Source organism: Cognatiyoonia sp. IB215182, assembly GCF_033963905.1.
GTDB lineage: Bacteria > Pseudomonadota > Alphaproteobacteria > Rhodobacterales > Rhodobacteraceae > Yoonia.
The window spans coordinates 123848-146387 of the sequence record NZ_JAXBMB010000007.1; the positions used below are offsets into that span (position 1 = coordinate 123848).

General features: G+C 58.8%; 26 protein-coding genes. 8 read left to right on the top strand and 18 right to left on the bottom strand.

Translation table 11 applies throughout. The features are described from left to right. Position 1: 1 nt before the first annotated feature. From SLH47_RS15670 to SLH47_RS15695, 6 genes are read right to left on the bottom strand one after another with little or no spacing between them, the layout of a single operon-like run. Complete coding sequence (locus tag SLH47_RS15670; protein ID WP_320240568.1) at positions 2–583, bottom strand: NAD(P)H-dependent oxidoreductase; 582 nt, start codon at positions 581–583, stop codon at positions 2–4. After that, the gene (locus SLH47_RS15675) at positions 584–1990 is read right to left on the bottom strand and encodes an FAD-binding oxidoreductase (protein WP_320240570.1); all 1407 of its coding nucleotides are present in this window, start codon (positions 1988–1990) and stop codon (positions 584–586) included. It lies immediately after the preceding gene. Further along, entirely contained in the window at positions 1987–3255 is a 1269-nt protein-coding gene (locus tag SLH47_RS15680) for a cytosine deaminase (RefSeq protein WP_320240571.1), read from the bottom strand. Before SLH47_RS15680 ends, SLH47_RS15675 begins: the two co-directional genes overlap by 4 nt. A 3-nt stretch (positions 3256–3258) precedes the next feature. Beyond that, a complete protein-coding gene (locus SLH47_RS15685; RefSeq protein WP_320240572.1) occupies positions 3259–4137 on the bottom strand; it encodes an ABC transporter permease in 879 nt (292 codons plus the stop codon). Further along, on the bottom strand, positions 4134–4925 hold the full coding sequence (locus SLH47_RS15690) for an ABC transporter ATP-binding protein (RefSeq protein WP_320240573.1): 792 nt from the start codon (positions 4923–4925) through the stop codon (positions 4134–4136). The genes SLH47_RS15685 and SLH47_RS15690 overlap by 4 nt, the downstream gene beginning before the upstream one ends. Before the next feature lie 9 nt (positions 4926–4934). Then, complete coding sequence (locus SLH47_RS15695; protein WP_320240575.1) at positions 4935–5939, bottom strand: ABC transporter substrate-binding protein; 1005 nt, start codon at positions 5937–5939, stop codon at positions 4935–4937. Positions 5940–6163: 224 nt separating this feature from the next. On the opposite strand from SLH47_RS15695, the gene SLH47_RS15700 reads away from it, so the two are divergent. Further along, positions 6164–6574: a RidA family protein gene (locus tag SLH47_RS15700; protein WP_320240576.1), complete on the top strand. Its 411-nt coding sequence runs from the start codon at positions 6164–6166 to the stop codon at positions 6572–6574. A gap of 144 nt (positions 6575–6718) precedes the next feature. Here SLH47_RS15700 and SLH47_RS15705 read toward each other — a convergent pair whose 3' ends face one another. The 3 genes from SLH47_RS15705 to SLH47_RS15715 all read right to left on the bottom strand — a co-directional run bounded on the left by SLH47_RS15705 (position 6719) and on the right by SLH47_RS15715 (position 9226). Further along, positions 6719–7114, bottom strand: coding sequence for a GFA family protein (locus SLH47_RS15705; RefSeq protein ID WP_320240577.1), 396 nt, complete (start codon positions 7112–7114; stop codon positions 6719–6721). Positions 7115–7150: 36 nt separating this feature from the next. Then, a complete protein-coding gene (locus SLH47_RS15710) occupies positions 7151–7546 on the bottom strand; it encodes a hypothetical protein (RefSeq protein WP_320240579.1) in 396 nt (131 codons plus the stop codon). A gap of 264 nt (positions 7547–7810) precedes the next feature. Then, on the bottom strand, positions 7811–9226 hold the full coding sequence (locus tag SLH47_RS15715) for a homospermidine synthase (protein ID WP_320240581.1): 1416 nt from the start codon (positions 9224–9226) through the stop codon (positions 7811–7813). Positions 9227–9359: 133 nt separating this feature from the next. On the opposite strand from SLH47_RS15715, the gene SLH47_RS15720 reads away from it, so the two are divergent. Both SLH47_RS15720 and SLH47_RS15725 read left to right on the top strand, forming a co-directional pair. Then, on the top strand, positions 9360–9614 hold the full coding sequence (locus SLH47_RS15720; protein WP_320240583.1) for a hypothetical protein: 255 nt from the start codon (positions 9360–9362) through the stop codon (positions 9612–9614). A gap of 34 nt (positions 9615–9648) precedes the next feature. Continuing rightward, positions 9649–9945 (top strand): hypothetical protein, encoded by a 297-nt coding sequence (locus SLH47_RS15725; protein WP_320240585.1) that lies wholly within the window; start codon positions 9649–9651, stop codon positions 9943–9945. Positions 9946–9999: 54 nt separating this feature from the next. Here SLH47_RS15725 and rpsD read toward each other — a convergent pair whose 3' ends face one another. Next, a complete protein-coding gene (rpsD, locus tag SLH47_RS15730) occupies positions 10000–10620 on the bottom strand; it encodes a 30S ribosomal protein S4 (RefSeq protein ID WP_320240587.1) in 621 nt (206 codons plus the stop codon). Between the two features lie 327 nt (positions 10621–10947). Between rpsD and SLH47_RS15735 the strand changes: the two genes are divergently transcribed. Continuing rightward, positions 10948–11322, top strand: coding sequence for a hypothetical protein (locus tag SLH47_RS15735; protein WP_320240589.1), 375 nt, complete (start codon positions 10948–10950; stop codon positions 11320–11322). 41 nt (positions 11323–11363) lie between these two features. Here SLH47_RS15735 and SLH47_RS15740 read toward each other — a convergent pair whose 3' ends face one another. Then, positions 11364–12374 (bottom strand): alpha/beta hydrolase, encoded by a 1011-nt coding sequence (locus SLH47_RS15740; protein WP_320240591.1) that lies wholly within the window; start codon positions 12372–12374, stop codon positions 11364–11366. A gap of 194 nt (positions 12375–12568) precedes the next feature. Between SLH47_RS15740 and SLH47_RS15745 the strand changes: the two genes are divergently transcribed. Together SLH47_RS15745 and SLH47_RS15750 are read left to right on the top strand one after the other, a co-directional pair. Then, a complete protein-coding gene (locus SLH47_RS15745; protein WP_320240592.1) occupies positions 12569–13039 on the top strand; it encodes a DMT family transporter in 471 nt (156 codons plus the stop codon). Then, on the top strand, positions 13036–13464 hold the full coding sequence (locus tag SLH47_RS15750; RefSeq protein ID WP_320240593.1) for a DMT family transporter: 429 nt from the start codon (positions 13036–13038) through the stop codon (positions 13462–13464). The genes SLH47_RS15745 and SLH47_RS15750 overlap by 4 nt, the downstream gene beginning before the upstream one ends. Here the strand turns inward: SLH47_RS15750 and SLH47_RS15755 are convergent. Then, positions 13461–13751 (bottom strand): putative quinol monooxygenase, encoded by a 291-nt coding sequence (locus tag SLH47_RS15755; protein ID WP_320240594.1) that lies wholly within the window; start codon positions 13749–13751, stop codon positions 13461–13463. The genes SLH47_RS15750 and SLH47_RS15755 overlap by 4 nt on opposite strands. Positions 13752–13760: 9 nt before the next feature. Next, positions 13761–14222, bottom strand: a complete 462-nt coding sequence (locus SLH47_RS15760; protein WP_320240596.1) for a group II truncated hemoglobin — start codon at positions 14220–14222, stop codon at positions 13761–13763. A 62-nt stretch (positions 14223–14284) separates the two neighbouring features. Between SLH47_RS15760 and SLH47_RS15765 the strand changes: the two genes are divergently transcribed. Continuing rightward, positions 14285–14632, top strand: a complete 348-nt coding sequence (locus SLH47_RS15765) for a helix-turn-helix domain-containing protein (RefSeq protein ID WP_320240597.1) — start codon at positions 14285–14287, stop codon at positions 14630–14632. A gap of 10 nt (positions 14633–14642) precedes the next feature. Here the strand turns inward: SLH47_RS15765 and SLH47_RS15770 are convergent, their stop codons facing one another. The 5 genes from SLH47_RS15770 to SLH47_RS15790 are packed head-to-tail and all read right to left on the bottom strand — an operon-like array spanning position 14643 to position 21214. Continuing rightward, on the bottom strand, positions 14643–15479 hold the full coding sequence (locus SLH47_RS15770) for an NAD(P)-dependent oxidoreductase (RefSeq protein ID WP_320240598.1): 837 nt from the start codon (positions 15477–15479) through the stop codon (positions 14643–14645). Then, complete coding sequence (locus tag SLH47_RS15775) at positions 15479–16258, bottom strand: HpcH/HpaI aldolase/citrate lyase family protein (RefSeq protein WP_320240599.1); 780 nt, start codon at positions 16256–16258, stop codon at positions 15479–15481. Before SLH47_RS15775 ends, SLH47_RS15770 begins: the two co-directional genes overlap by 1 nt. Continuing rightward, the gene (locus tag SLH47_RS15780; RefSeq protein WP_320240601.1) at positions 16255–17460 is read right to left on the bottom strand and encodes an FAD-binding oxidoreductase; all 1206 of its coding nucleotides are present in this window, start codon (positions 17458–17460) and stop codon (positions 16255–16257) included. The genes SLH47_RS15775 and SLH47_RS15780 overlap by 4 nt, the downstream gene beginning before the upstream one ends. Next, complete coding sequence (locus SLH47_RS15785; RefSeq protein ID WP_320240603.1) at positions 17457–19142, bottom strand: hydantoinase B/oxoprolinase family protein; 1686 nt, start codon at positions 19140–19142, stop codon at positions 17457–17459. The genes SLH47_RS15780 and SLH47_RS15785 overlap by 4 nt, the downstream gene beginning before the upstream one ends. After that, positions 19139–21214 carry a hydantoinase/oxoprolinase family protein gene (locus tag SLH47_RS15790; protein WP_320240605.1) on the bottom strand — a complete coding sequence of 692 codons (2076 nt, stop codon included), beginning with the start codon at positions 21212–21214 and terminating at the stop codon, positions 19139–19141. Before SLH47_RS15790 ends, SLH47_RS15785 begins: the two co-directional genes overlap by 4 nt. A gap of 182 nt (positions 21215–21396) precedes the next feature. Here SLH47_RS15790 and SLH47_RS15795 point away from each other — a divergent pair, with 182 nt between their 5' ends. Next, the gene (locus tag SLH47_RS15795) at positions 21397–22536 is read left to right on the top strand and encodes an Acg family FMN-binding oxidoreductase (protein ID WP_320240607.1); all 1140 of its coding nucleotides are present in this window, start codon (positions 21397–21399) and stop codon (positions 22534–22536) included. Positions 22537–22540: the final 4 nt, after the last annotated feature.

Consider the following 22540-nt stretch of genomic DNA (forward strand, 5'->3'; position numbering starts at 1 on the left):
GTCAGAATGCCTCCATTTCCCTTTTGACCCGGGCCAGATACGCGGTACAGCCAGCGGGCGTGATGTTATTCATGTCATATTGCGCGATGTAGCGCATCTTTTCAGGCCTGATTGTGCCCCAGACGGCCCGTTTGAACAGCCGTTTCGGCGGATCACCCGCGAGGAACGCCCGCATCGGTGTCGCGCCATAGGTTGTCACTGCAGCGATCTTGCGGATGTTGTTGAGACACGCCGAGATCTTGCCGTCTTGCAGATCAAAGGCTACGCCTGGGAGCATCACCCTGTCAAAGAAGCCCTTCAGGATCGCCGGATAGCCAAAGTTCCAGATCGGATGGCACAGGATGAAGGCATCCGCCGCGCGCAGCCGGTCAACGTAAGGCTGCACGGGACCGCAATTAATCGTTGTGTCGTGGTAATTCTCACGCTCTTGCCGGCTGAGAACCGGGTCGAACCCTTCGGCGTAAAGGTCGCAATCATCAACCTCCCACCCCCTTTCCGTCAGCGTGTCCACCACGACCTGATGCGCCGCAGCATTTAGGCTTTCCGGAACAGGATGGGCAAAAACGACAAAGGCTCGGGCCATCTATTCTGCCGCTGTCTTCGGTTGCAGACCGGGCCAGGCATACATACGGTCATAGGACCAGTTGGGGTCGTCCCAGGCGATCATCTTGCCGGGGTTCAGAAGACCCTTTGGATCAGCCTCGCGCTTGAAATCCAATTGCCGCTCATCGACCGACTGCCGCCCGCCTTCCTCCAGCGTGTAGCGGTGTGGGTTGAAGTTCATCGCCCCCATCTGTTCATGGATGGCGATAATTTCGTCGAGGCGCTCTTCGGTGGTGAACTTCACCAGCGTCAGGCCGCCCATGGCCACTTTGCCGTTCATCCGGGTCACTTCAATATGCTGCAGCACCTCGGGGCTCAGCCGCTCTTTGACGGCCTTAACCAGCGCGATGGGGTCGTCTGTGCCATAGGCAATTTGCAGATAGGTGATCGATGGGTCGACTTTGAGCGCGCGCAAGGTCGTGTGGTTCCAACCGTATTCAAAGACGAGGCCGGGGTCGCGCGGCCAGTCGGTTTCACCTTGCACATAGATCGTGCGGGCACCGGGATAGCCCTTGGTAAAGGTCTCCCATCCCGGCATTGCATGGGGGGCGATCATCAGCGCCACTAGCGCGTCGGCGTCTTCGACATGCGGAGCCACACGCTGGAAATAATCCTTGGCGATGGGCGCCTCAAACACGGTGGCGAGTTTGATCAGCAACCCGTCGCACGAGGCGAGATCATAGCTATATTGCAACGCTTCGTCGAAATCCGAGAACGCAAGGAAGATCCCCTTCCACTCATAAGCCGGAGCCAGTGGGATTTCGATTTCGGTGATGATCCCGTTGGTCCCATAGGCATGGCTGACGCGGTGCAGGTCGTCGCCAGTGATCTCGAGCGTTCGCGGCTCCGCCTCCATCGTCGCCACCCGCAGACGGATGATGTTGCCGGGGTCACGCAAGCTGCCCCAGCGCACCGACCCGATCCCGCCAGAGCCGCCCGCGATGAACCCGCCAATCGTCGCCGTCGCCCAGGTGGACGAATACATCCGGATTTCCTGCCCTGTCTCGTTACAGGCCGCATCAAGGTCTTTCAGCAGGACACCGGGCTCACAGATCACGCGACCGGGATGGATTTCCTTGACCGCGTTCATCTGGTTCAGATGCAGGATACACCCACCCGCGAGCGGCATGGCCTGCCCGTAATTGCCCGTGCCGGTTCCGCGCGTCGTGACAGGGACGTCATGCGCGTAACAGGTTTTGAGGATGGAAATGACCTCCGCCTCGTTCTTTGGCGTCGCCACGAAATCGGCGACAACGTGGTCTAGGCGGTCCTTGAGCACGGGCGAGTACCAGAAGAAATCCCGGCTTTTGGCCTTCACGCTGGCCGGGTTTGTGTCGGTTTCGATGCCCATCTCTGTCAGGGCGGCGATTGCGGCGGCGATGTTCATGCTGTCTCCATCAGGTGATCGAGTTCGGCGTAATCGGGCAAGGTGCGGTCGATTTGTTGACCGCCCCGGATCACGATCCGGTCAGATTGCGGACGGGCGAAAAGCTCCGTCCAGCTGCGGGCATTGCAGATGACCAGATCGTCAGGTGCGCCGGGTTTGAGGCTGGGCGGCGCGAAACCGCAGGCGGTGGCCGGGTTCTGCAGATAGGCGCGCGTCCAATCGACAACGGAATGGTCCAGATGGCCGATTCGGGTCGCCTCGCGCATGACCTCCAGCATATCCATGTCGCCATAAGCATAGAACGGATCGCGGGTGTTATCAGAGGCAAAGCTGACCGGGATGCCGCGTGCCACCATTTCATGCACCAGCGTAATCCCCCGATTGCGCGGGGTCCGCGCGGCATGGCGGTCTTGCAGATACATGTTGCACATGGGCAGGCTGACGACATGTAGCCCGGCGCGTGCGACGACATCCAGCGTATGCAGCGCCTCCGCTTCGTCCATCACCGAAAGCGAACAGAGATGGCCCACGACGACCGGCTGATCAAAGCCACGATCAATGACGGTCTGGGCGATGTCGCGCAGGGTGTTGACGGTCGGGTCCATCGTCTCATCAACATGAAAGTCGGCGGCCAAACCGCGCGCCTCGGCTGCCGCGAAGAAGGTATCAAGCTGTGCCTGCAGGTCGGCGCCCGGATAGGTGACCATGCCAAGGACACCATCAGCTCCTGCAACCAGATCGGCAGTGGTCACAAATTCATCGGTCAGCGCGTAATCGCAGGCGACAAGGCAAACCGCCTGCAGATCAATCTTGTCTGCCCATGCCGCGCGCACTTCCGGGAAGACCCCCCAACTGATCGCATCCTGCGGCGCATGGCTGTCCAGATGCGTGCGGATCGCGCGTGTCCCATGCGCGTAAGCACAACGGAGCGAGAACTCCATGCGCGCCCTTACATCCGGGGCCGACCAATTCGCCGCCGTATCGCGGCGCACGGCCCCTAAGGCGCCTTCGAAACTGCCATCGGGGTTGGGATTGCGCGGCCAGATATGGCCTTTGTCGAGATGTGTGTGCATGTCGACAAAGGCAGGGAACGCTATGGCGCCGCGCATATCGACCTGTGCCGCGCCTTGAGCTGCATCCACAATCTGCCCACTAGCCAGGGTCAATGTGGTCTCTACCAACCCCTGCCCCGCACCTAAGCAGGCAGCGGGCAAGCGCAGATTGTCCAGTTGCACCGGGCCATCGGGTATTGTCGGCAGTGGCATGACTTACTCTCTTTTCAACGCGGATTCGTGCCACTTGCGAAGCGCGAAATGCGCGATCAGTGAGGTTGTTGCATAGATGATCACACCGGTGACCGCGATCAGGATGAGGGCCGCAAACATACGCGGGATCTGCAGCCGGTAACCCGCTTCGAGAATACGGAAGGCAAGGCCCGATCCGATCCCGCCCGTGCCTGCCACATATTCGGCAACAACGGCACCAATCAGCGCCAGCCCTCCAGCAATCTTCAACCCGCCAAGGAAGTAAGGCAGCGCCGAAGGTAATTGCAGATGCACCAGACGCTGCCAACGGGTCGCCCGGTAGATCGTGAACAGATCGCGCAGGTTATGGTCCGCCGATTTCAGCCCCAGCGTGGTGTTGGCTAGGATCGGAAAGAACGCGACAATCCAGGCGCACAGCAGCAACCCGATCAGCCGACTTTCCACGTAAATGAAGATCAGCGGCGCAATCGAGACAATCGGCGTCACCTGCAGGATCACCGCGAAGGGTGAAAACGACATCTCTGCAAAGCGTGACAGCGAGAACAGCACCGCGAGGCCAACGCCACCCACAACCGCGACAAGCAAAGCCAGCCCCGTGATCTGCAATGTCACCAACAGAGACGATGACAAGGTCCCCCAATCTTCGATCAGGGTCGACAGAACCAGACCGGGCCGCGGCAGGATGTAGGGCTCGATCTCGTTCCAGACCACCAGCCTGTCCCAGAACCAGATGGCCAGCGACATCACAACGACCGGGATCACGTATTTCGCGATCTCTTCATTGCGCTTGCGCCGCGCGCGTCGCTCCTCATCAGCGTCATACATAGGGCCCTTGTCGTGCGCCACATGCTTTGCGGTCTCGGTATCTGTGCTGATTGTCATGCGACCAAACCTCCGACCGGATGAAGCGCGCCGTTGAGCGCATCTGACGTCTGCCGCGCAACCTCGCCATATTTCGCCGATGTGCGCCATTCGAGGCCGCGCGGATAAGGTGCGGTGACCTCGATTTCCGAAATGACGCGTCCAGGGCGCGCGGCCATGACAAGGATGCGGTCCGACAGGAACACGCTTTCAAAGACCGAATGGGTGACAAAGATGACCGTCGCCCCAGTGCTGGCCTTGAGCGCCAACAGATCATCATTCAGCTTCTGGCGCGTGATTTCATCTAATGCGGCAAAGGGCTCGTCCATCAGGATCAGCCGCGGATTGGTCGCAATGGCCCGCGCGATGGACACGCGCATCTTCATGCCGCCGGACAATTCGCGGGGGTAGCTCTTGCCGAATTTCTCCAGGCCCACAAGCGCCAGCACCTCGTGAATCCGGTCGCGTACCGCAGGAAACCGCTGCCCCCGCAAACGGAACGGCAGAAACACGTTCTTTTCGACCGTCGCCCAAGGCATCAGCGTGGGTTCCTGAAACACCACACCAATGTCATCCGCACCGGCACCCGCCTCCCACTCAATCCGGCCCATCGTTGGTGGCATCAGCCCCGCGATCAGACGCAGGGCCGTGGATTTCCCACAGCCCGACGGCCCCAGAAGCGAGATGAAATCGCCCTCATTGACTTGCAATGACATGCGGCGCAACGCCACGACCTGCCCGCTGAAGGTCTTGTCAACCTCGCGCATATGCAGGATCGGGGCGCGGTCTCCTAACGGGGCAACAGGCATGCTGGCAGCTTACTCCGGTCGCAGTTCAAGCCCCAAGCCCTGATTGATGTAGGTCAGATCATAGGCCTTGGTGAATTCCAGCCCCGCGGGCAAGACGCCAGCTTCTACCATGTCGTTATAAAACGACTCGGAGCGTTCAGCGGTCATCGCGCCAATACCCAACTCTAACGTATCGCCGCTATCGACGATCCCGTTTTCGATCATCGCTTCGATGGCAAAATCGATCTTGTCCTGCGTCATGTCGGGGTTGTCCGACAAGATCAGTTCATTGGCTGCGCTGTTGTCCCCATAAAGATAGTTGTACCACCCCAGAATAGAGCTTTCGACAAAGCATCTGACGACCTCCGGCTGTTCGTCCAGCACCTCCTGCTTGGTCTGGATTGTCGTGGAATAGGCATCATAGCCAGCATCGGCGATCAGCCAGACATCCACTTCGATCCCGGTTTCCTGCAGGATCGCGAAGGGCTCGGACGACAGATATCCCTGTTGCGCACTGTCTTCGTTCGCCAGGAACGGTGCGGAGTTAAAGGTGTAGGGCTGGCGCACTTCATCAGTGAAGGCATAAGCGGCCTTCATCCATTCATAATAGGTTGCCGCGTCCTGCACGATCATCGTCAGATCGGCCTCTTGCATGCCTGCAAAGCTGTCGACCTTTCCTGGATGTGTCATCAGAACCTGCGGGTCTTTCTGGAAAGACGCCATGACATTGACGATGGGCAGTCCCTCTTGCACCGCAAAGTAAGCGTCCAGATGCCCGCCCATATAGAAATCGATCCGGCCTGCTAGCATCAGCGCCTGGTTGTTCACCTGCGGCCCGCCGGGCAGGATCGTCACGTCAAGGCCGCATGCTTCATAGGTGCCATCGGCAACAGATTGGTAGAACCCGCCATGCTCGGCCTGGGCGACCCAGTTGGTGCCGAAGGTGACCGGTGTGAGTTCCTGTGAAGATGCTTGTGTCGCCAGGCCAAACAGGATGGCCGATGCGGCACAGGCAGAAGTGACGCGTTTTGTCATAACAATCCCCTGGTAATGATGCCCCAAGACAAGACAGGGTGACGTTAGGGCACAAGTGCAGGACTGGTTTACAAAAGGTTAACGCCTGAGCCGCACAAATGGTAGGCGACAGAGCCACCCTTCTGCTGAAAATCTGTGCAGGTGATCATTCATCAGCCATTGCTGATGCAATCATTGGACAGATAAGACAGGTGCGCGCGACGACGGACAAGAGGAGCAAGGATATGGCGCTGACCCCGCTGAACCCGGCAACGATTGCCGCACCCTTTGGGCGATACGCGCATGGCATCGCTGTGCCCGCGGGCTGGCGCATTGCGATGACATCAGGTCAATTGCCGCTGGCAGCGGATGGGTCCGTGCCCGCAGACGCGCGGGCGCAAGCCGCGCTTTGCTTTGAGAATTGCGCTGCCATCCTTGCCGAAGCGGGCATGGGACCAGACGACGTGATCCGCATCGCCGCCTATGTCACCGACCGTGCACACATGCCCGATTACATGGCCGCGCGCGATGCCTGGCTTGGTCCGCGCGACGTCTTGCCAGCCTCCACATTGCTGATCGTCACAGGCTTCACCCGCCCCGAATTCTTTGTTGAGGTTGAAGTGACGGCAGCACGCCCGGACGGCACCGGACCATAAAGCGTTGCGGATGCTGGACGCGGCACCCCCGTCCGACTGAACAATTTCAGCCGAAATCGTCAAACGCCTTTGATCCGGTGGCCGGCAAGACGGACGTGGGTGACATTGATCCGCCTTTCGAGCGCGGCAGAGTTGGTCCGATAATCAAAACCACATATCCGCCACCGTCCGCCCGTCGCGCGGCAGGTCGTCAAAGCTCTTAAGCCCGTCGAAATGATCGATCGGCAGCGCGCTGATCGCGGCGGGGTCGCACATGCGCGTGTTGACACCTGTCCAGCTTTTGCCGGTCTTGCTGTCCGCATTCTCGACGTAGTGGGTCAGACAGCCGCAGGTAGGACAGAAGTGATATGCAATCGTCCCGCCGTCCTTGCGCCGATAGGTTTCCGTCTGTCCGGCCACATGAACGCTGTGGCCGACGTAGCCATAGGCCCACAGCGCGCCGTAGCGTCTGCAAGTCGTGCAGTTACAGGCCGTGATCGACTCGGGGTCGTCATCCAGCGTCCAGTTGACTTGACCGCAGTGGCACGTTCCTTTCAACATGATGCATTCCTTCTGCTATCGTCCATGAAAACCGCGTCAAGCGAATAGATCATCAAACGATCCCAACGGCACCACCCCTTCCAACACGCGTTGCAAGGGGTCTTGGAGCGTGACAAAGGCGTCCGCCTGCAATTTGGTCAGAGCAACGTATTCCGCCTGAAACGTATCGTCCCAGCCAAGCGCGTCGGCCACATCCCAGGCAACCTGCTGGAGAACGCGATCCCCCAAAAATCGGATCTTCAGCGCCCTCATGTGATTGAGACGCGCATTCGCTTCTCGGCGATCGAATTCCTTGCCCTCGACGGCCGCGAAGAGTTCAGACAGGATCTGCGACCTTAGCAATGTCGGGGCGACGAGGCTGTTTTGGGGCGGGATTTTCGCGCGCTCCTCGATCAGGCGGAGAGCGACACTCAAATCGATTACGAATCTCATTTGCGTATTCCCTTACTCTCAAGCCAATTTGAAAATGTATTGACGGCAGGCCATGGCGGCGTCCGATGCGCGGTCAGTTGCTAGTTCCTCTTCAAATGCGCACACGACACGCAACTGGTCAGTGAGCGCCCCAACATACATGACCGCGTTCCTTCGAGGATGCGAAGCCCCCGATGTTATGTCACAATTGGCCGCTCCGAAACAGCGAATGTCCAGCCGCGCCGCCGGCCACTTTGCTCCAGCGCATCAGCCGCCACGTTCTGATTAGGTCGCCAACACGTTCCTGAATTGCCACGGATCGCTTTCGTCGATGTCTTCGGGGAAATGCTCCCACCGGTCCTGCAGCGGTGTCCAATCCGTGTAATGCGCCTCGACCGGGCCAAGATACGGTGTCTGCACCTCAAGACAGCGCACATGGTCCATCTCATCGGTCTCAACAATCCCGGCTTCGGGGTTTTCCAGCGCCCAGACCATGCCCGCCAGTACGGCAGAGGTCACCTGAAGACCCGTCGCATTCTGATAAGGCGCCAGCGCCTTTGTCTCTTCATTCGACAGCCGTGACCCAAACCAGAGCGCGTTCTTTTCGTGTCCGTAGAGCAGCACGCCCAGCTCATCGATGCCGGTGACAATCTCATCGACGTCCAGGATCTCATGCACCTTCTGCTGCACACCCGCTCCGAACATCTCATGCAGGCTCAGCACCGCGTCGTCGCAGGGGTGATAGGCGTAGTGACAGGTGGGGCGAAACTCAGGCTTCGCGGGGTCGCCGACCGTGAAATAGTCGGCGATGCTGATAGATTCGTTGTGGGTCACCAGAAATCCGAATTGCGGCCCCGGCGTCGGGCACCAGGTATGCACGCGGGTGATCGCCCCCGGGCGCTCCATCCAGATCGCCGCCTGACAACCGGCTTCATGGCCATGCGCATTGTCGGGCATCCATGTCTCATGCGTACCCCAGCCAAGCTCTGCCGGTTGGAACCCTTCGGCAATGAACCCCTCCACCGACCAGGTATTCACAAACACATCGCGTGGGCGCGGCTTGTAACGGGCCTGCGTATCACGCTCGGCAATATGCACACCCTTGACGCCCAGCGACTGCATGAGCCTGCCCCACCCCGCGCGATCCTGCGGGATCGGATCGTCCCGGCCCAGATCACGGACCAGGGTCATCAGCCCTTCCTTGACGAACCAGCTAACCATGCCGGGATTGGCGCCACAGCAGCTCACTGCCGTGGTGCCACCTGGGTTCGCAGCCTTTTCATCGCGCACGGCCTTACGCAAGGCGTAGTTGGTGCGTGCCGCATTATCGGTTGTGTCAAAGTAAAAACCTGCCCAGGGCTCAACCACCGTATCGATGTAAAGTACGCCCAACTCGCGGCAGAACTTCATAAGATCGAGCGAGGATGTATCAACCGACAGGTTCACGCAGAACCCTTTGCCATCAGGAAAACGTGCGCGCAGCACGTCGCGATAGTTCTCTGGGGTCAGCGCCACCTGATGATGCGTGATGCCCGACTCCGACAGAAATGCGGCACTGTTTGGATCGGGATCAATCACGCTGAATTTGTCAGGATCATAATCAAAATGGCGCTGGATCAGCGGCAGCGTGCCCTTCCCGATCGAGCCGAAACCAATCATGACGATATGGCCTTCAATGCGGCCGTAAACCTGCGAAGTCATGCAATGCGCCTTTCATCTCCCTGTGTTGGGGAGAGTGATAGGCGAGTTCAGAAGAAATGAAAATGCGGGCATTGGGCAGCAACTTGCACCCGTTTTGCTTGGAACAGAACCGCAGACTTGATACTGTACGCGCATGTCAGGGAGGCCACCAGAATTACAAGGTCTGGGCAAGGCGGGGATGAACATCACCGCCTACGTGATGTCGCGCGTCTTCCGGCGTGATCTGCATGATGAGGTCGCGCGGCTCAAATCACAGGACCGGATGAAATCCTATTTCGAACTGGGCTGTGTCATGGCCGTGCTCTTTGGCCTTGCAATACTCGCCGCGAGCTTCGGTTGGGTCGGGCTTGGCCTCTATTTTCTGGGCGTTCTGGTGCTCTTCTACTGACCCTGCGACGGCTTGACACAGCGATGATAACGCCTTGATCTATCGCGGCTTTCCGCAAGTGTTCATTTTTATGCCATTGAAAACATTGGATTTTGCAGATCCAACGACCACGTCGCTGCGTATCGAAGGCAATATTAACCGCAACCGTTCAAATAGAAGGAAAACACCAATGGGTTCTCTCATGGCGATGCTTGCATTTGGCACACTGGGGTTCTTTGCCGTTCTGGCATTTCTTGCGTCACGCACAACGCTCCGGCTGAAAGACGATCCAAATCACAAGCCTTCAAGCCTCTGCGCAAATAGCAGCGCATGGGCAGAGACACGGCAGTAAAACAAAAAAGGCCGCATGGGACATGCGGCCTTTCGAAACTGTGGTCCGGTCGGATCAGTTCTTTGCGTAAAATTCGACGACTAGGTTGGGTTCCATCGTAACCGGGTAAGGCACATCGCCCAAGCCTGGAGTCCGCACGAAGGTCGCCGCCATTTTTGAGTGATCGACTTCCATGTAATCTGGCACGTCACGCTCTGGCAACTGGCTGGCCACGAGCACGATTTCCAACTGTTTGGACTTGTCGCGCACGGCGATCACATCGCCCTCGTTGACGCGGTAGGAAGGGATGTTCACCTTCTTGCCGTTTACGGTGACATGGCCGTGGTTCACGAACTGACGAGCCGCAAAGATGGTTGGCACGAATTTCGCGCGGTAGACCACGGCGTCCAGACGACGCTCCAACAGACCGATCAGGTTTTCACCAGTATCGCCTTTGACCCGCTCAGCCTCGGCATAGATGCGGCGGAATTGCTTCTCGGTCAGGTCGCCGTAGTAACCCTTGAGCTTTTGCTTGGCGCGCAGCTGGATGCCAAAATCGCTCAGCTTGCCCTTCCGGCGCTGGCCATGCTGGCCGGGCGCATATTCGCGGCGGTTAACGGGGGATTTGGGGCGACCCCAGATGTTTTCGCCCATACGGCGATCAATTTTGTACTTGGCAGCAGTGCGTTTGGTCACGGCTGATCTCCTTCTGTTTATGTCGAAGGGCGTTGTCCTCCTCCCCGGATTTTGCCGGGGCGACAGGTTTCCTCTTGCGAGGGCCACCAACACCAATGAATGCGCGGCTTATAGACAGGAATTTGCGTGTGTCAACGCCTGATCGGCGATGGTCGCGGCGTCACAAAGGCGGCGTCTTCGAAAAACACCGAGAATGAACATATTTCGTCTAATTATCACCTTATGCGAACGATATCACCGGTTTAGGAGCAGTGATAAGGACTAATTTTGACTGTCGGTGTTAGTGTTTTGTTAATGAGTGTGACCGTCGTTTGCATTTTCTTGCACATGGTTGCGATGCGTCGCTTTCGCGATCTTGAAACGGGCCTGCCCGCTGCATACCAGCGGGCGATCACTGCTCCGCCCGACGATACAGACGCGCCCCATCTCATTGCGTTAGCCATTGACCTGACGCGCAAAAAGCGCAGCAGCCTGCCATATGAAGACCTGACTGTGCGCGAAAAGCGGCTGGCACTTCATGCCCTCGCGGTCGAAGAGCTTCCCGGATGGGTCGTGGCCCATTCCGTCCGTCGCCTGCCCGGCTCGGACCGCAAGCTCGTTCACCAGCTACGCCACATCAAAGCCTCACGCCCTGCCAAGAAGGCGCAGCATTTCGGTGCGATCCGGCAACAGCAGCAATTGCAGGCCAGCCGAAAAGGCTAAGTGCAAGAACCCATGGATTGGCTTGATCGCAGCGGGTACTCCTATTGATCGGCAGCAAGAAACGCACGGATGGCAGCAACACTTGCAGCAGGCTGATCAATGAACATCATATGGCCAGCCTCTTCGATTACAGCCATGCGCGCAGCAGGAAAAAGCATCATCTGCTGTTCCTGAAACGCTGGCCCGATCAAGGAGCTGCAATCCCCCACAAGAAGAATTACCTCATCGGCATAGTTGCCGATACCGTCCAAAAGGCCACTTTGTAGACGCCCCTCTTCATCCAAAATGGACGCCATCACGCTTTGAATGGCCAAGGTGCCCATACGCCACATCGCTGTATCGGGCGAGTTCATCGCGCCGCTGCAATGGTGTTCAGGATTGGCGCGGGGAGCCATCCGCGTGAAAAGGTAGTCACTCCGCGCATGGCTGTCCGATCCATCGACATGCAGCGATTGAAACCAAAAGCGCAACCCAGAAAGCAGTATCTCCGGATCCAGCGAGGCGCCATAGACGATGCCAGCGGCCTCCGCCATTCTTGGTGTCAAAGGGACGGGTTCAGCCAAAACCAGGCGATCAACTTTCTGAGGATGGCGCGCAGTATAGATCGCCGCCAGCCCCCCACCCCAGGAATGACCAATCAGATGGACAGGTTGCCCCCGGCCGTAGAGCGCAACAATTGCATCAAGGTCAGCCACGAAGGTATCAAGGTTCAGCTGTTCGGCAGAGACACGCGCCGACAGCCCGGAGCCACGCTGATCGTAGAAAACAACATGATACCAGTCTTCGAGAGCCTGCAGCGGAAGAAGCGCGCGGTGATCACCGCCAGGTCCGCCATGGACGACGATCACTGTCGGCTGAGACGGATCGCCAAAATCCTGCGCGTGAAAAAGCGCGCCGTTCAATTCGACACTTGGAAGTGACGGGTCTTCGGCCACAGTTTGGCGCACCCCATACTCACCCATCGTCGCAAGATAGCCGAAGGCAAAGAGCAGCACCCCAGTCGCCGCGATCGCGGCGAGGAACTTGAGGATCATCATCACTGCGCGTTGCATAACTGACCTCGTTTGACATGGCATGAGAAGTCCGTCCATGGCATCGACCGGCAAATCAATTCATAGCATCTTGCCGACCTCTTTTGATTGACATCGCTCAGTCCGGTAAAGGCAAGGACCACCCAATGATTTGCCGGGTGTGGAGGTTGCGATCACTATTGCAACCGCACTGCAAGGCGTGAGACACGAGCTTCATGTCCACTGCATCTGTTCCAGCGCCGCGCCTTTACCACTTCGCCGCCGCATTCGGTGCAGGCGGGCTTTTGACGTTGATGATCCTGTTCAACGGGACACTGGCGGTTCACGGCTCGCTTTTCTTTGCCTCCTGGGTGCCGCATCTGACGGGGACATTTGCCGCGCTCCTTCTTTTGCTCATCCTGCGTCCGAAACGGGTCTCGGCGACCCGCCCGCCGCTTTGGGCCTATCTGGGCGGGGTGTCAGGCGGGGTTACAGTGATGCTGACCTCGGCCACCATGAATACCGCTCTGGCGCTTTCCGGCACCATTGCACTTGGCCTTGCAGGTCAGGTGTTTTTTAGCCTTTTTGCCGACATGCGCGGACTTTTTGGCTTGCCCAAGCGGCTGCCCAGCGCACGTGACTATGCCGCGCTGTCGCTGATCCTCACGGGCAGCCTGATCCTGATCTTTTTCGGGGGCAGCGCGTGATCCTTTTTGCAGCACTGGCCGTGCTGGCAGGCGTACTCGTCTCGCTCAGCCGGCAAATCAATGGGCGGCTGGCGCTCTCTACCTCGGCGATGGAATCGTCCTTCTGGAACCACATCGTGGGTCTGGGTTTCATCACCCTCGCCGCCCTGCTTGTCGGCGGCCTGTTCGCGGGTGAGCCGCTTGCCGCCCCCTGGTGGGCCTGGCTCGGCGGGCCTGTCGGTGTGATCTTCATCGCCGCGGGCAGCTGGCTGATCCCACGGATCGGGGCCGCGCAAACCGCCATGCTGATCATTGCCGGTCAAATGATCTCTGGCGTGCTGCTTGACCTTATCATGGGCGCGCCGGGCAGCCCATGGGCGCGCATCATTGGTGTCGCCCTGATCCTTGCGGGCATGTATGTCGGCCAACCAGCAAAACAGCGCTAGATCAGTTGCGTGTAATGCCGCATCTCTTTGATATCGCCTAGATAGGGCTTGATATGGCCGAAAAACTCCCGGAACTCCGCGCTGCCACGAAACCTTTTCAGATGATCGTCGGCTGACGTCCAGGCAATCCTCAGCGTGAACTGGCTGGGATCTTCGACACATTGGCACATCTCAAATGACGTCGCATAGGGCGAGGCCAAAAGCGGTTCCGAAGCTGCACGATAGTCAGCAACAAACTGATCCTGCCGTTCCGCATCAATCTCGTATCTCAGGTATTCCACAATCATCGCATCCCCCTATGGCTGATATGGCCCGCCGGTTTCGCCCCAGCCCCATTGCGGCATCGGTGCCTGCTCATTCACATTTGCGCCCGGCTGCGAATTCATCACCGCCAACCGCGAGCCCCATTCCAGATAAGCCACAAGGGCTGAGGCAAATTCCGGATCATCCGGGGCATCCGATGCCTCATAAGCATCCAAGAGCAGGTTGATCCAGCGCCGCCGCTGCGCCTCTGTCAGGTGACGCTTCAGATGATGACGGATCATCTCCGGATGCCCGCCATGCTGTTCACTGTAAACCTTCGGCCCGCCGAACACTTCGCCAATAAACGCCGCCACATGGGCAGGATGATCTTCGCCCATCTTGGCAAAGACAGGGGCAAGCAGCGTATCCGCTTTGACACGGGTGTAGAAATCCTCGGTCAGCGCGCGCAAAACCGCTGCGCCGCCGATCCATTCAAAGAGCGTTGGTGTTGTCATCTGTTATCCTTTCGATAGAGACATCAACACGACGCCGCAGCCACGCAAGAGGTTACAAAATGGTGACTGGCCCAGATGCCAAACTCTTCCACTGTCCGGCCCTGACGGCGCTCAAGGCTGTCTCAGGCAAATGGAAGACCCGCATCCTTTGGCTATTGCGCGACAGGCCCCATCACTTCAACGAACTCAAACGCACCTTGCCCGGTGTCTCGGCCAAAGTGCTGACCGAACAGCTTCAACAACTGCAGGATGACGGGATCATTGATCGGCAGGAAGAGACGCGCGATGGCGTCCCGCATATGGTCTGCAGCTACAGCGCTTACGGACGGACACTGATCCCCGTGCTAGACGCGCTGGGGCAATGGGGGCTGATCCACGGCGCGCGGCAAGAAGAGGCTCCGCAAAGCTAAACTTGCGGCCCTAAGTCTCCTTCCGATCATCCACGATGTTCAGCGCGGCAACACCGGAATTCCCCAGTTCGACGGTCGCGAATGGACCACCGATACAGAGGTTGCCAAGGTCCTTGTTGTCGAGCGGCGGCGTGTCAGCAAACACCTTCTTAGCGAAGGTTTCGGCATTGTCCTTGGGCCTGTATCCCAGATGGCCCGCCTTGCTATTGTCCACCACCGCCCGGTCATTGTTCGAGATGCCGTAGACGATGGTAAAACCAACCACGGGGCTGTCGATGGACCGTTCGACCAGATGGATCATGTCGTCATAAGACAGCCACGTGCCAATGCTGCGCGCATTTGTGGCAGGCGCGCAGGAGAATATCCGCAAACACACCGCCTCAATCCCGCGCTTGTCCCAGTAAAGGCTGGCCAGATCCTCGGCAAAACACTTCGCGAGGCCGTAATACGTGTCCGGACGATGCGGCGCGTCCAGCCCAATTGTGTCGGTCTTTTTATGCATGCCCACCGCGTGGACGGAACTGGCATAGACGACACGTTTGACGCCGTGGCGATGGGCAGCCTCCCACACATTGTAGGCGCCGATGATGTTGGAGTGCAGGATATCCTCCCACGGGGCTTCATCAGCAATGGCCCCGAAATGGATCACCATGTCAGCGCCTTCCATGAAGCCTTCAACAGCGCTCAGATCGGCAAGGTCGGCTTTGACATAGGTCTCGCCCGGGTAAAGCGTGCCAATGTCATCGGCGAGGTCGGTAGAGACCAGCGTCTCGCACATCCTCGTCAGCGGTTCGCGCAAATATGATCCAAGCCGTCCCGCAGCACCCGTCAACACCAGTTTTTTCATCATTCTTCCTTTATTCCCTGCCGCATCTGCGCCAGCAATTCATCCGTAGCCTTCCTCAGAAGCCCTGTATCCGTTCCGCAGGCGACAAATGTGAAACCCTCGGTCAAGAGCGTGGTGGCAAAGTCCGGGTCCGTAACCAACGTGCCCACCGGCATACCGCGCGCCATCAATGCACGTGCGACGGGGACGATCACCGCCCAAACCTCTTCATGCATCGGCTGGCCAATGAGACCCATATCGGCCGCAATATCAGCCGGGCCAAAGAAGATGCCATCAACACCTTTAACGCCTGAAATGTCTTCCGCTTGCTGCAGGGCTGACAAGGTTTCAACTTGCACGATGACAGCAGTCTCGTCGTTTACCTTGGCATAGTAATCGTCGATCCGGCCAAACCGGCTACCGCGCATCGAGCCCGCAACACCACGGATGCCGTCAGGCGGATAGCGTGTCGCCGCGACGGCTGCCTCCGCCTCTTGCGCCGTCTGGACCATCGGAAACAGCATGCCTTGCGCGCCGATATCCAACAGCCGCTTGACCATCACGGGGTCATTCCAAGGGGTCCGCACGATCGCCGTGCCTGGATAGGGTGCGATGGCCTGTAACTGGCTCAGCGTCGTTTCGACACTGCCGGGGCTATGCTCCATATCAACCACCAGCCAGTCATAGCCGGCTCCCGCAGTCACTTCGGCGGCGTAATTGCTGGCCATGCTCACCCACAGCCCGACTTGTTTCTCACCATTGCGCAGCGCATGGAGAAAAGCGTTTTCTGGCATCTTCATATCACGGCCTTTTCCACGAATTTCGCGCCCTTCTCGATCCGGTCATAGTGAAAGGGCGTCAGATCAAGCGAGCGGTAGGTGCCATGGGTGATCCACTCTGCCGTGCCGCGCCCCATTGCGGGGGATTGCTGAAAGCCGTGGCCTGAAAAGCCGTTAACGAAAATGAAGTTCTCGACCTCAGTATGCGGCCCCAAAATCGCGTTCTGGTCGAACGTGTTATAGGCATAATGCCCGACCCACGAATTGCGTAGCTTGATCGCCTCAAATTGCGGGATGCGTGTGGCGAGGACGGGCCACACCTTGTTTTCCCAAAGTGAATGATCCTGTACGAAATCATCATATTCAACCGCCGGGTCCTCGTCCGGCGGACAACCTGCAAGGTAGTATGTGCCATCGGTCCGCATATGTACGCCGGACGGGTCAATGGTCAGCGGCAGATCACGGTCGAGCGGATTCTCCGCTTCAAAGATAAAGGTATAGCGCTTGCGCGGCTCGACTGGGATTTCGATCCCGGCCATCCGAGATGTCAGCACCGCACGTGGACCCGACGCATTGACGACGGTCCCACAGCTGACCACCTCTCCCGATTTCAGGATCACGCTTTCCACACGGCTATTGGCGGCATTCCGGTTCATCGCGATGACTTCATTCGTCAGGTACTCAACGCCCCGTTCGCGGGCGGCGCGTTTCCACCAGTCGAACAGTGTCGCACCGTCAAAATATCCTTCATCGACCAGATTATGGTTCGCCGCGATGATGTCATCTAGGTTGTAGAAAGGATAGGCGGCGGCAATCTCGTCCCGCGTCATGTGTTTCGTGCCTGCGCCGCACGCGGCTTGTATCCGTTGGCTTTCGCGCAAAGTCGCGGCGAAATCGTCGTTATCCGCCAGATACATGTATCCATAGCTTTGCAGACGCGGATGCGGCACACGCGGGTCGTCGCCCATAAAGGTGCGAAAGTTCTTCACGTATTCCGCCGCGAATTGCGACACCTTCACGTTGATCTCTGCACTGAACTGCTGGCGCATGCAGGAATTCGTGTGCGAGGTGGAGGCGAATTCATAGGTCGGGTCCCGTTCCACCACCAGGATCGACCCGTCGAAATCCGGATTATCCGTCAGAAACCACGCAACCGACGACCCGAACATTGCCCCACCGACGATGACCACATCATAGCTGGATTGGCTGGGTGCTTGGGTCATTCACTTTCTCCCCGCGCGACCAGGGCCTGCACCGCCGCCACATCTTCGGCGCTCAGCCCGTAATCATGCATTGCAGCTTCGGCGGAAATATAGCCGCGCGCAAGATCGCGTTTGATCAAGTCAGGGTCACGGTCCTCAGGCACCCCGTAGCCCGCGCCGCCCGGAAAGGCGAGCAACACGCGGCGCCCAGTTCCCACAAACTGCTTGCCTTTGCCGCGCATGGGCGTGCCGTCATCCTGCGCAATCATCGTCGGCGCACCATCCGCACCGCCTTGCCGACCGCGCGCCGGGTGATCGACCCGGTCGAACATGGCAGAGAAGTCGAACTCATGGCCTTCGGTGGCACCCACTTCCATAAACTGCCCCAGACCACCCCGGAACTGCCCAGCACCGCCGCTATCCGGGCGCAACTCTTTGCTCCAGATGACGACGGGGCCGGTGTGTTCGGTGGCTTCAATCGGCATGGTCATCACACCTGACGGGAAGGCCGTGGCGTTGAGCCCATCGACCGTGGGCCGCGCCCCCGCCCCTCCTGAGTTGAAGGTCAGCACCTCGGCCCGCTGGCCATGGCGCCCCGGGACGGGCCGCAGACTGACTTGGAAGTTACAAAGGCATCCCGCCCCTTCAGCGGGCACGGTCTGCGGCAGGATCTTGTCCAGCGCATCAAAGACGGTATCGGGGATCATATGCCCAATCACATGGCGCAGCGCGACAGGCGCAGGATGGGTCGCATTCACGATGCTGCCTTCGGGCGCCGTCACCTCGAACGGCGCCAGCGACGCTGCGTTGTTAGGAATCTCCGGCGCAATAGCACATTTCAGGGCGTAGCAGGCATAGGCCTTGGTATAAACGAGCGGGACATTGATGCCCTTTTTGTCCACGGGCGAGGTTCCGGCGAAATCGCAGATGATCTTGTCCGGCTCCACTGCAATTTTCACCTTCAGATCAATCGGCTGGTCAAACCCGTCGATCCTCATGCCGCCGCTAGCCGCTTTCTGAGGCAGCGCAGCGATCCGCTCTTCCGTCGCGCGCCGCGAATTGTCGAGGATAAAGTCTCCGATCCCCTCGAGATCATCCAGACCGAACTCATCCATCATCTCGGCCAACCGCCGCTGGCCAATCTCGTTGCAACTGGCTAGCGCAAACATGTCGCCCACCACCTGATCCGGCTCGCGCACATTGCCGCGCACAATGTGGATCAGGGTTTCGTTGACCGCGCCGCGATCCGCGAATTTCATGATGGGGATGTAAAGCCCCTCTTCATAAACGCTTGCCGCATCGGCCCCAAAGCCACGCCCGCCGATATCGACCACATGGGCCGTGCAGGCAAAGAACCCGACATGGTCGCCGTTGTGAAATGACGGGGTGACGACGGTGATGTCATGCAGATGCCCCGTCCCCTCCCACGGGTCATTGGTGATGTAGACATCGCCCTCATGGATGTTCTCGCGGCCAATCCGGCGGATGAAATGGGCAACCGCATCGGCCATCGCGTTGACATGGCCCGGTGTGCCGGTCACGGCCTGAGCCAGCATCAGCCCAGCCGCGTTGTAGACGCCCGCCGAAAGATCGCCGGCTTCACGGACGGAGGTCGAAAACGCCGTGCGCACCAGCGCCTGTGCCTGCTCCTCCACGACTGAGATCAGGCGGTTCCACATGACCTGATAGGCGACACTGCTCATGGCGCAACCTCTGTGATGTCGATGGTGCCGTCGGGGCGGGCAATCGCGGTGCGACTGGTGGGGATGACAATCGTCGTCTCATCCTCTGTGATCAAGGCGGGACCATTGATGGTCTGACCGGGAAGGAGCCCGTCTCGCAAAATGACGGCGGCCTGGCGCATCTCACCAGAAGCGGGGTCAAACAAGGTGCGCTCAGCGTGCCTATTGGCACTTTTCGCAGCAGGTGTGGGGTCGAGCTCCATGGGCGGGGCCGCATCCGTCGTCGCATTCACCGCCCAGACGGTGATTTCGATATCCATCCCTGCAACTGTCCGCCCGAACAGCGCCGTATAGTCCGCCTCGAACAGCGTCTGAAAAGTTGCCGCATCCGGGGTCCTCGCCTGATCCACCGTCAGGCTGATCGGAATTTCCCAGCCCTGCCCGGTATAGCGCATATAGACCTTGTATTCGGAACGGATTGGCGCCTGCGCGTCACAGGTCCGTACAAATCCCGCCGCCTCGGTCTGCAGGTCCTCCAGCAGGGTTTTGACCGTGTCCAGCGCGAAATCCGACAGCTTCATATAGACGCTCCGAGTCGCCTCAAAGCTGAACGGCGCCCGCAGAAACCCGATGGCTGATCCGACGCCAGCCCCGGTCGGCACCAAGAGCCTGCTCATCCCCAGCTTTTCGCAAAGCCGCCCCGCATGGAGCGGGGCCGCGCCGCCAAAGGCGATCATCGTGTAATCTGCAAGGTCCTCACCATTTTCCACCGCGTGGACCCGCGCCGCATTGGCCATGTTTTCATCCACCACCTCGGCCACGCCATAAGCCGCCGTTTGCGCATCCATCTGCAACGGTTCGCCCAACGCGCCCAGCGCCGTTTGAGACGCGCCAGGATCAAGCGGGATCGACCCACCCGCGAAATTCTCAGGATCCAACTTGCCCAGCAGCAGGTCGGCATCGGTGACAGCAGGCCTGTCGCCCCCGCGCCCGTAACAGGCGGGCCCCGGCTCTGACCCCGCACTTTCCGGCCCGACCCTGATCTGGCGCAGCGCATCCACATGCGCGAGGCTGCCGCCCCCCGCCCCGATCTCGACCATATCAATCACGGGGATTGAGATCGGCATGCCGGAACCCTTCTTGAACCGATAGGTGCGGGCGACTTCGAACACCCGGGCGGTCTTGGGCGTCTGGCTCTTGATCAGGCAAATCTTGGCTGTTGTACCGCCCATATCGAAGCTCAGCACCTTATCCAGCTCATAACGCGCAGCGATGTCCGCAGCAAAAACCGCCCCACCGGCGGGCCCGGATTCGACCAGCCGCACGGGGAACTCTGCAGCGCTTTCGAGGCTTATGATCCCACCGCCGGAATGCATCAGGAAAACGGGGCAATCCGCACCCGCATACGCCAACCGCCCCTTTAGCCGCCCAAGATAAGATTTCATCAGCGGCTTGATATAGGCGTTGGCGACGGTGGTGTTGAACCGCTCATATTCACGCATCTGCGGGGAGACTTCGGACGAAAGCGACACCATCACATCAGGCATCTGCGCGGCCAGCACATCGCGCACCTGTTTCTCATGCGCATCGTTCAGATAGGCATGGATGAAACCAACCGCGATACTTTCAAAACCGTAGGATCGGATCCGATCCACAAGCGCCGCGATCTCATCCCGTTCAAGAGGGATGAGTACATTGCCGCTTGCATCCACCCGTTCGGACAAAGTGAACCGATGCTGACGCGGCAACAGCGGCTCTGGCAAGGTCAGGTTCAGATCGTATTGCTCAAACCGGCTTTCGGTGCGTATCTCGATCACATCACGGAAACCTTCGGTCGTGATCAAGGCAGTCTTCGCGCCGCGCCGTTCGATCAGGGCGTTTGTTGCAAGCGTGGTCCCATGAATGATCTGTGCAATCTGTGATGGGTCAATATCAGCCCTGGCGCACACCTGATGCATCCCGTCAATGATGGCATCTTCAGGCGCGGCATATGTGGTCAGGACCTTGGTTGAAAACTGCGAATCATCCTTCTCCAACACAACGTCGGTAAAGGTTCCGCCGATATCAACGCCCAGTCTGAATTGGCCCCGCATGAGCATCCTCTCCCCGATGTTTCGTCAGACTAGGCGACAAAAATGATGAATGCCAACGCTTTAGTGGTCATTTCCATCGCCCTCCTGAGCGATGACTGCATGATCGAAAAACAAAAAAGAGACTTGATATAGTTCGATTTCGTATCATATTGTACGATGTCGAACTATATGGAGATAAGGCAATGCAACGACGCAAGTTCCTGACCCTCGCTGGTGGTGGTGTTGTGCTGGCAGCAACGGCGACATTTGGTCCCATCGCAACCCGGCAACCGACCGACGCGCTGGCACCATGGGGTGATGCCGGATCACTTTATGAAGAGCCGCGCATGCGCGCGCTGTCCTATGCGATCCTCGCGCCAAATCCCCATAATCAGCAGCCGTGGCTTGTCGACATATCTGCCCGCGACACGGTGGTTCTGCACGTGGATCACAGCAGGTTGCTACCGCATACAGACCCGCTGAACCGGCAGATCACAATCGGGCTTGGTTGTTTTCTGGAACTGATGGTCATGGCCGCGGCAGAAGACGGATACGCCATTGATCTGCAGGTCTTTCCAGATGGCTCAGACCTCAATGCCCTTGATGACCGCCCGGTTGCTGTTGCCACGTTTCGGGAGGATGGTAGCGTCACGCCCGATCCGCTTTTCGCACATGTGATGGACCGCCGTTCCAACAAGGAGCCATTTGATACAAGCCGCGCTTTGTCCGTCGAAACGGTCGACACCCTTCGTGCAGCGGCGCGCCATGGCAGCCGCGTTGCGGGGGACGTCAGCGAAAGCAGCATCGCAGCTTTGCGGCAAATCACAACCGATGCGCTGATCGTTGAGATTGAGACGCCCCACACGTTCAAGGAAAGCGTCGACCTTTTCCGGATCGGCAAGGCCGAGATTGAGGCAAACCCCGACGGCATAGACTTCTCCGGGCCCATGTTCGAGACCCTTGGCGCTTTAGGTCTGATGACACGCGAAGGCACGCTTGACCCAACATCGACCATGTTCGCCCAAGGTAAGGCGGCGGTTCTTGAAAACACGCAGACGGCAATGGGACATCTTTGGCAAGCAACGCCAGGCAATACGCGGCTTGATCAGATCAATGCGGGCCGTGATTGGGTCAGGCTGAACCTTGCAGCGACAGCGCTTGGGGTCGGTATGCAACCGCTGAGCCAGGCGCTGCAGGAATATCCCGAGATGGCCTCGCATTATGCGCAGATCCACCAGATGCTTGCGCAAGAGGGGGAGACCGTGCAAATGCTGTGCCGTCTGGGCTATGGCGTGGCGATTGGGCCGAGCCCGCGCTGGCCGCTTGAGGCCAAATTGATCTGAGGGC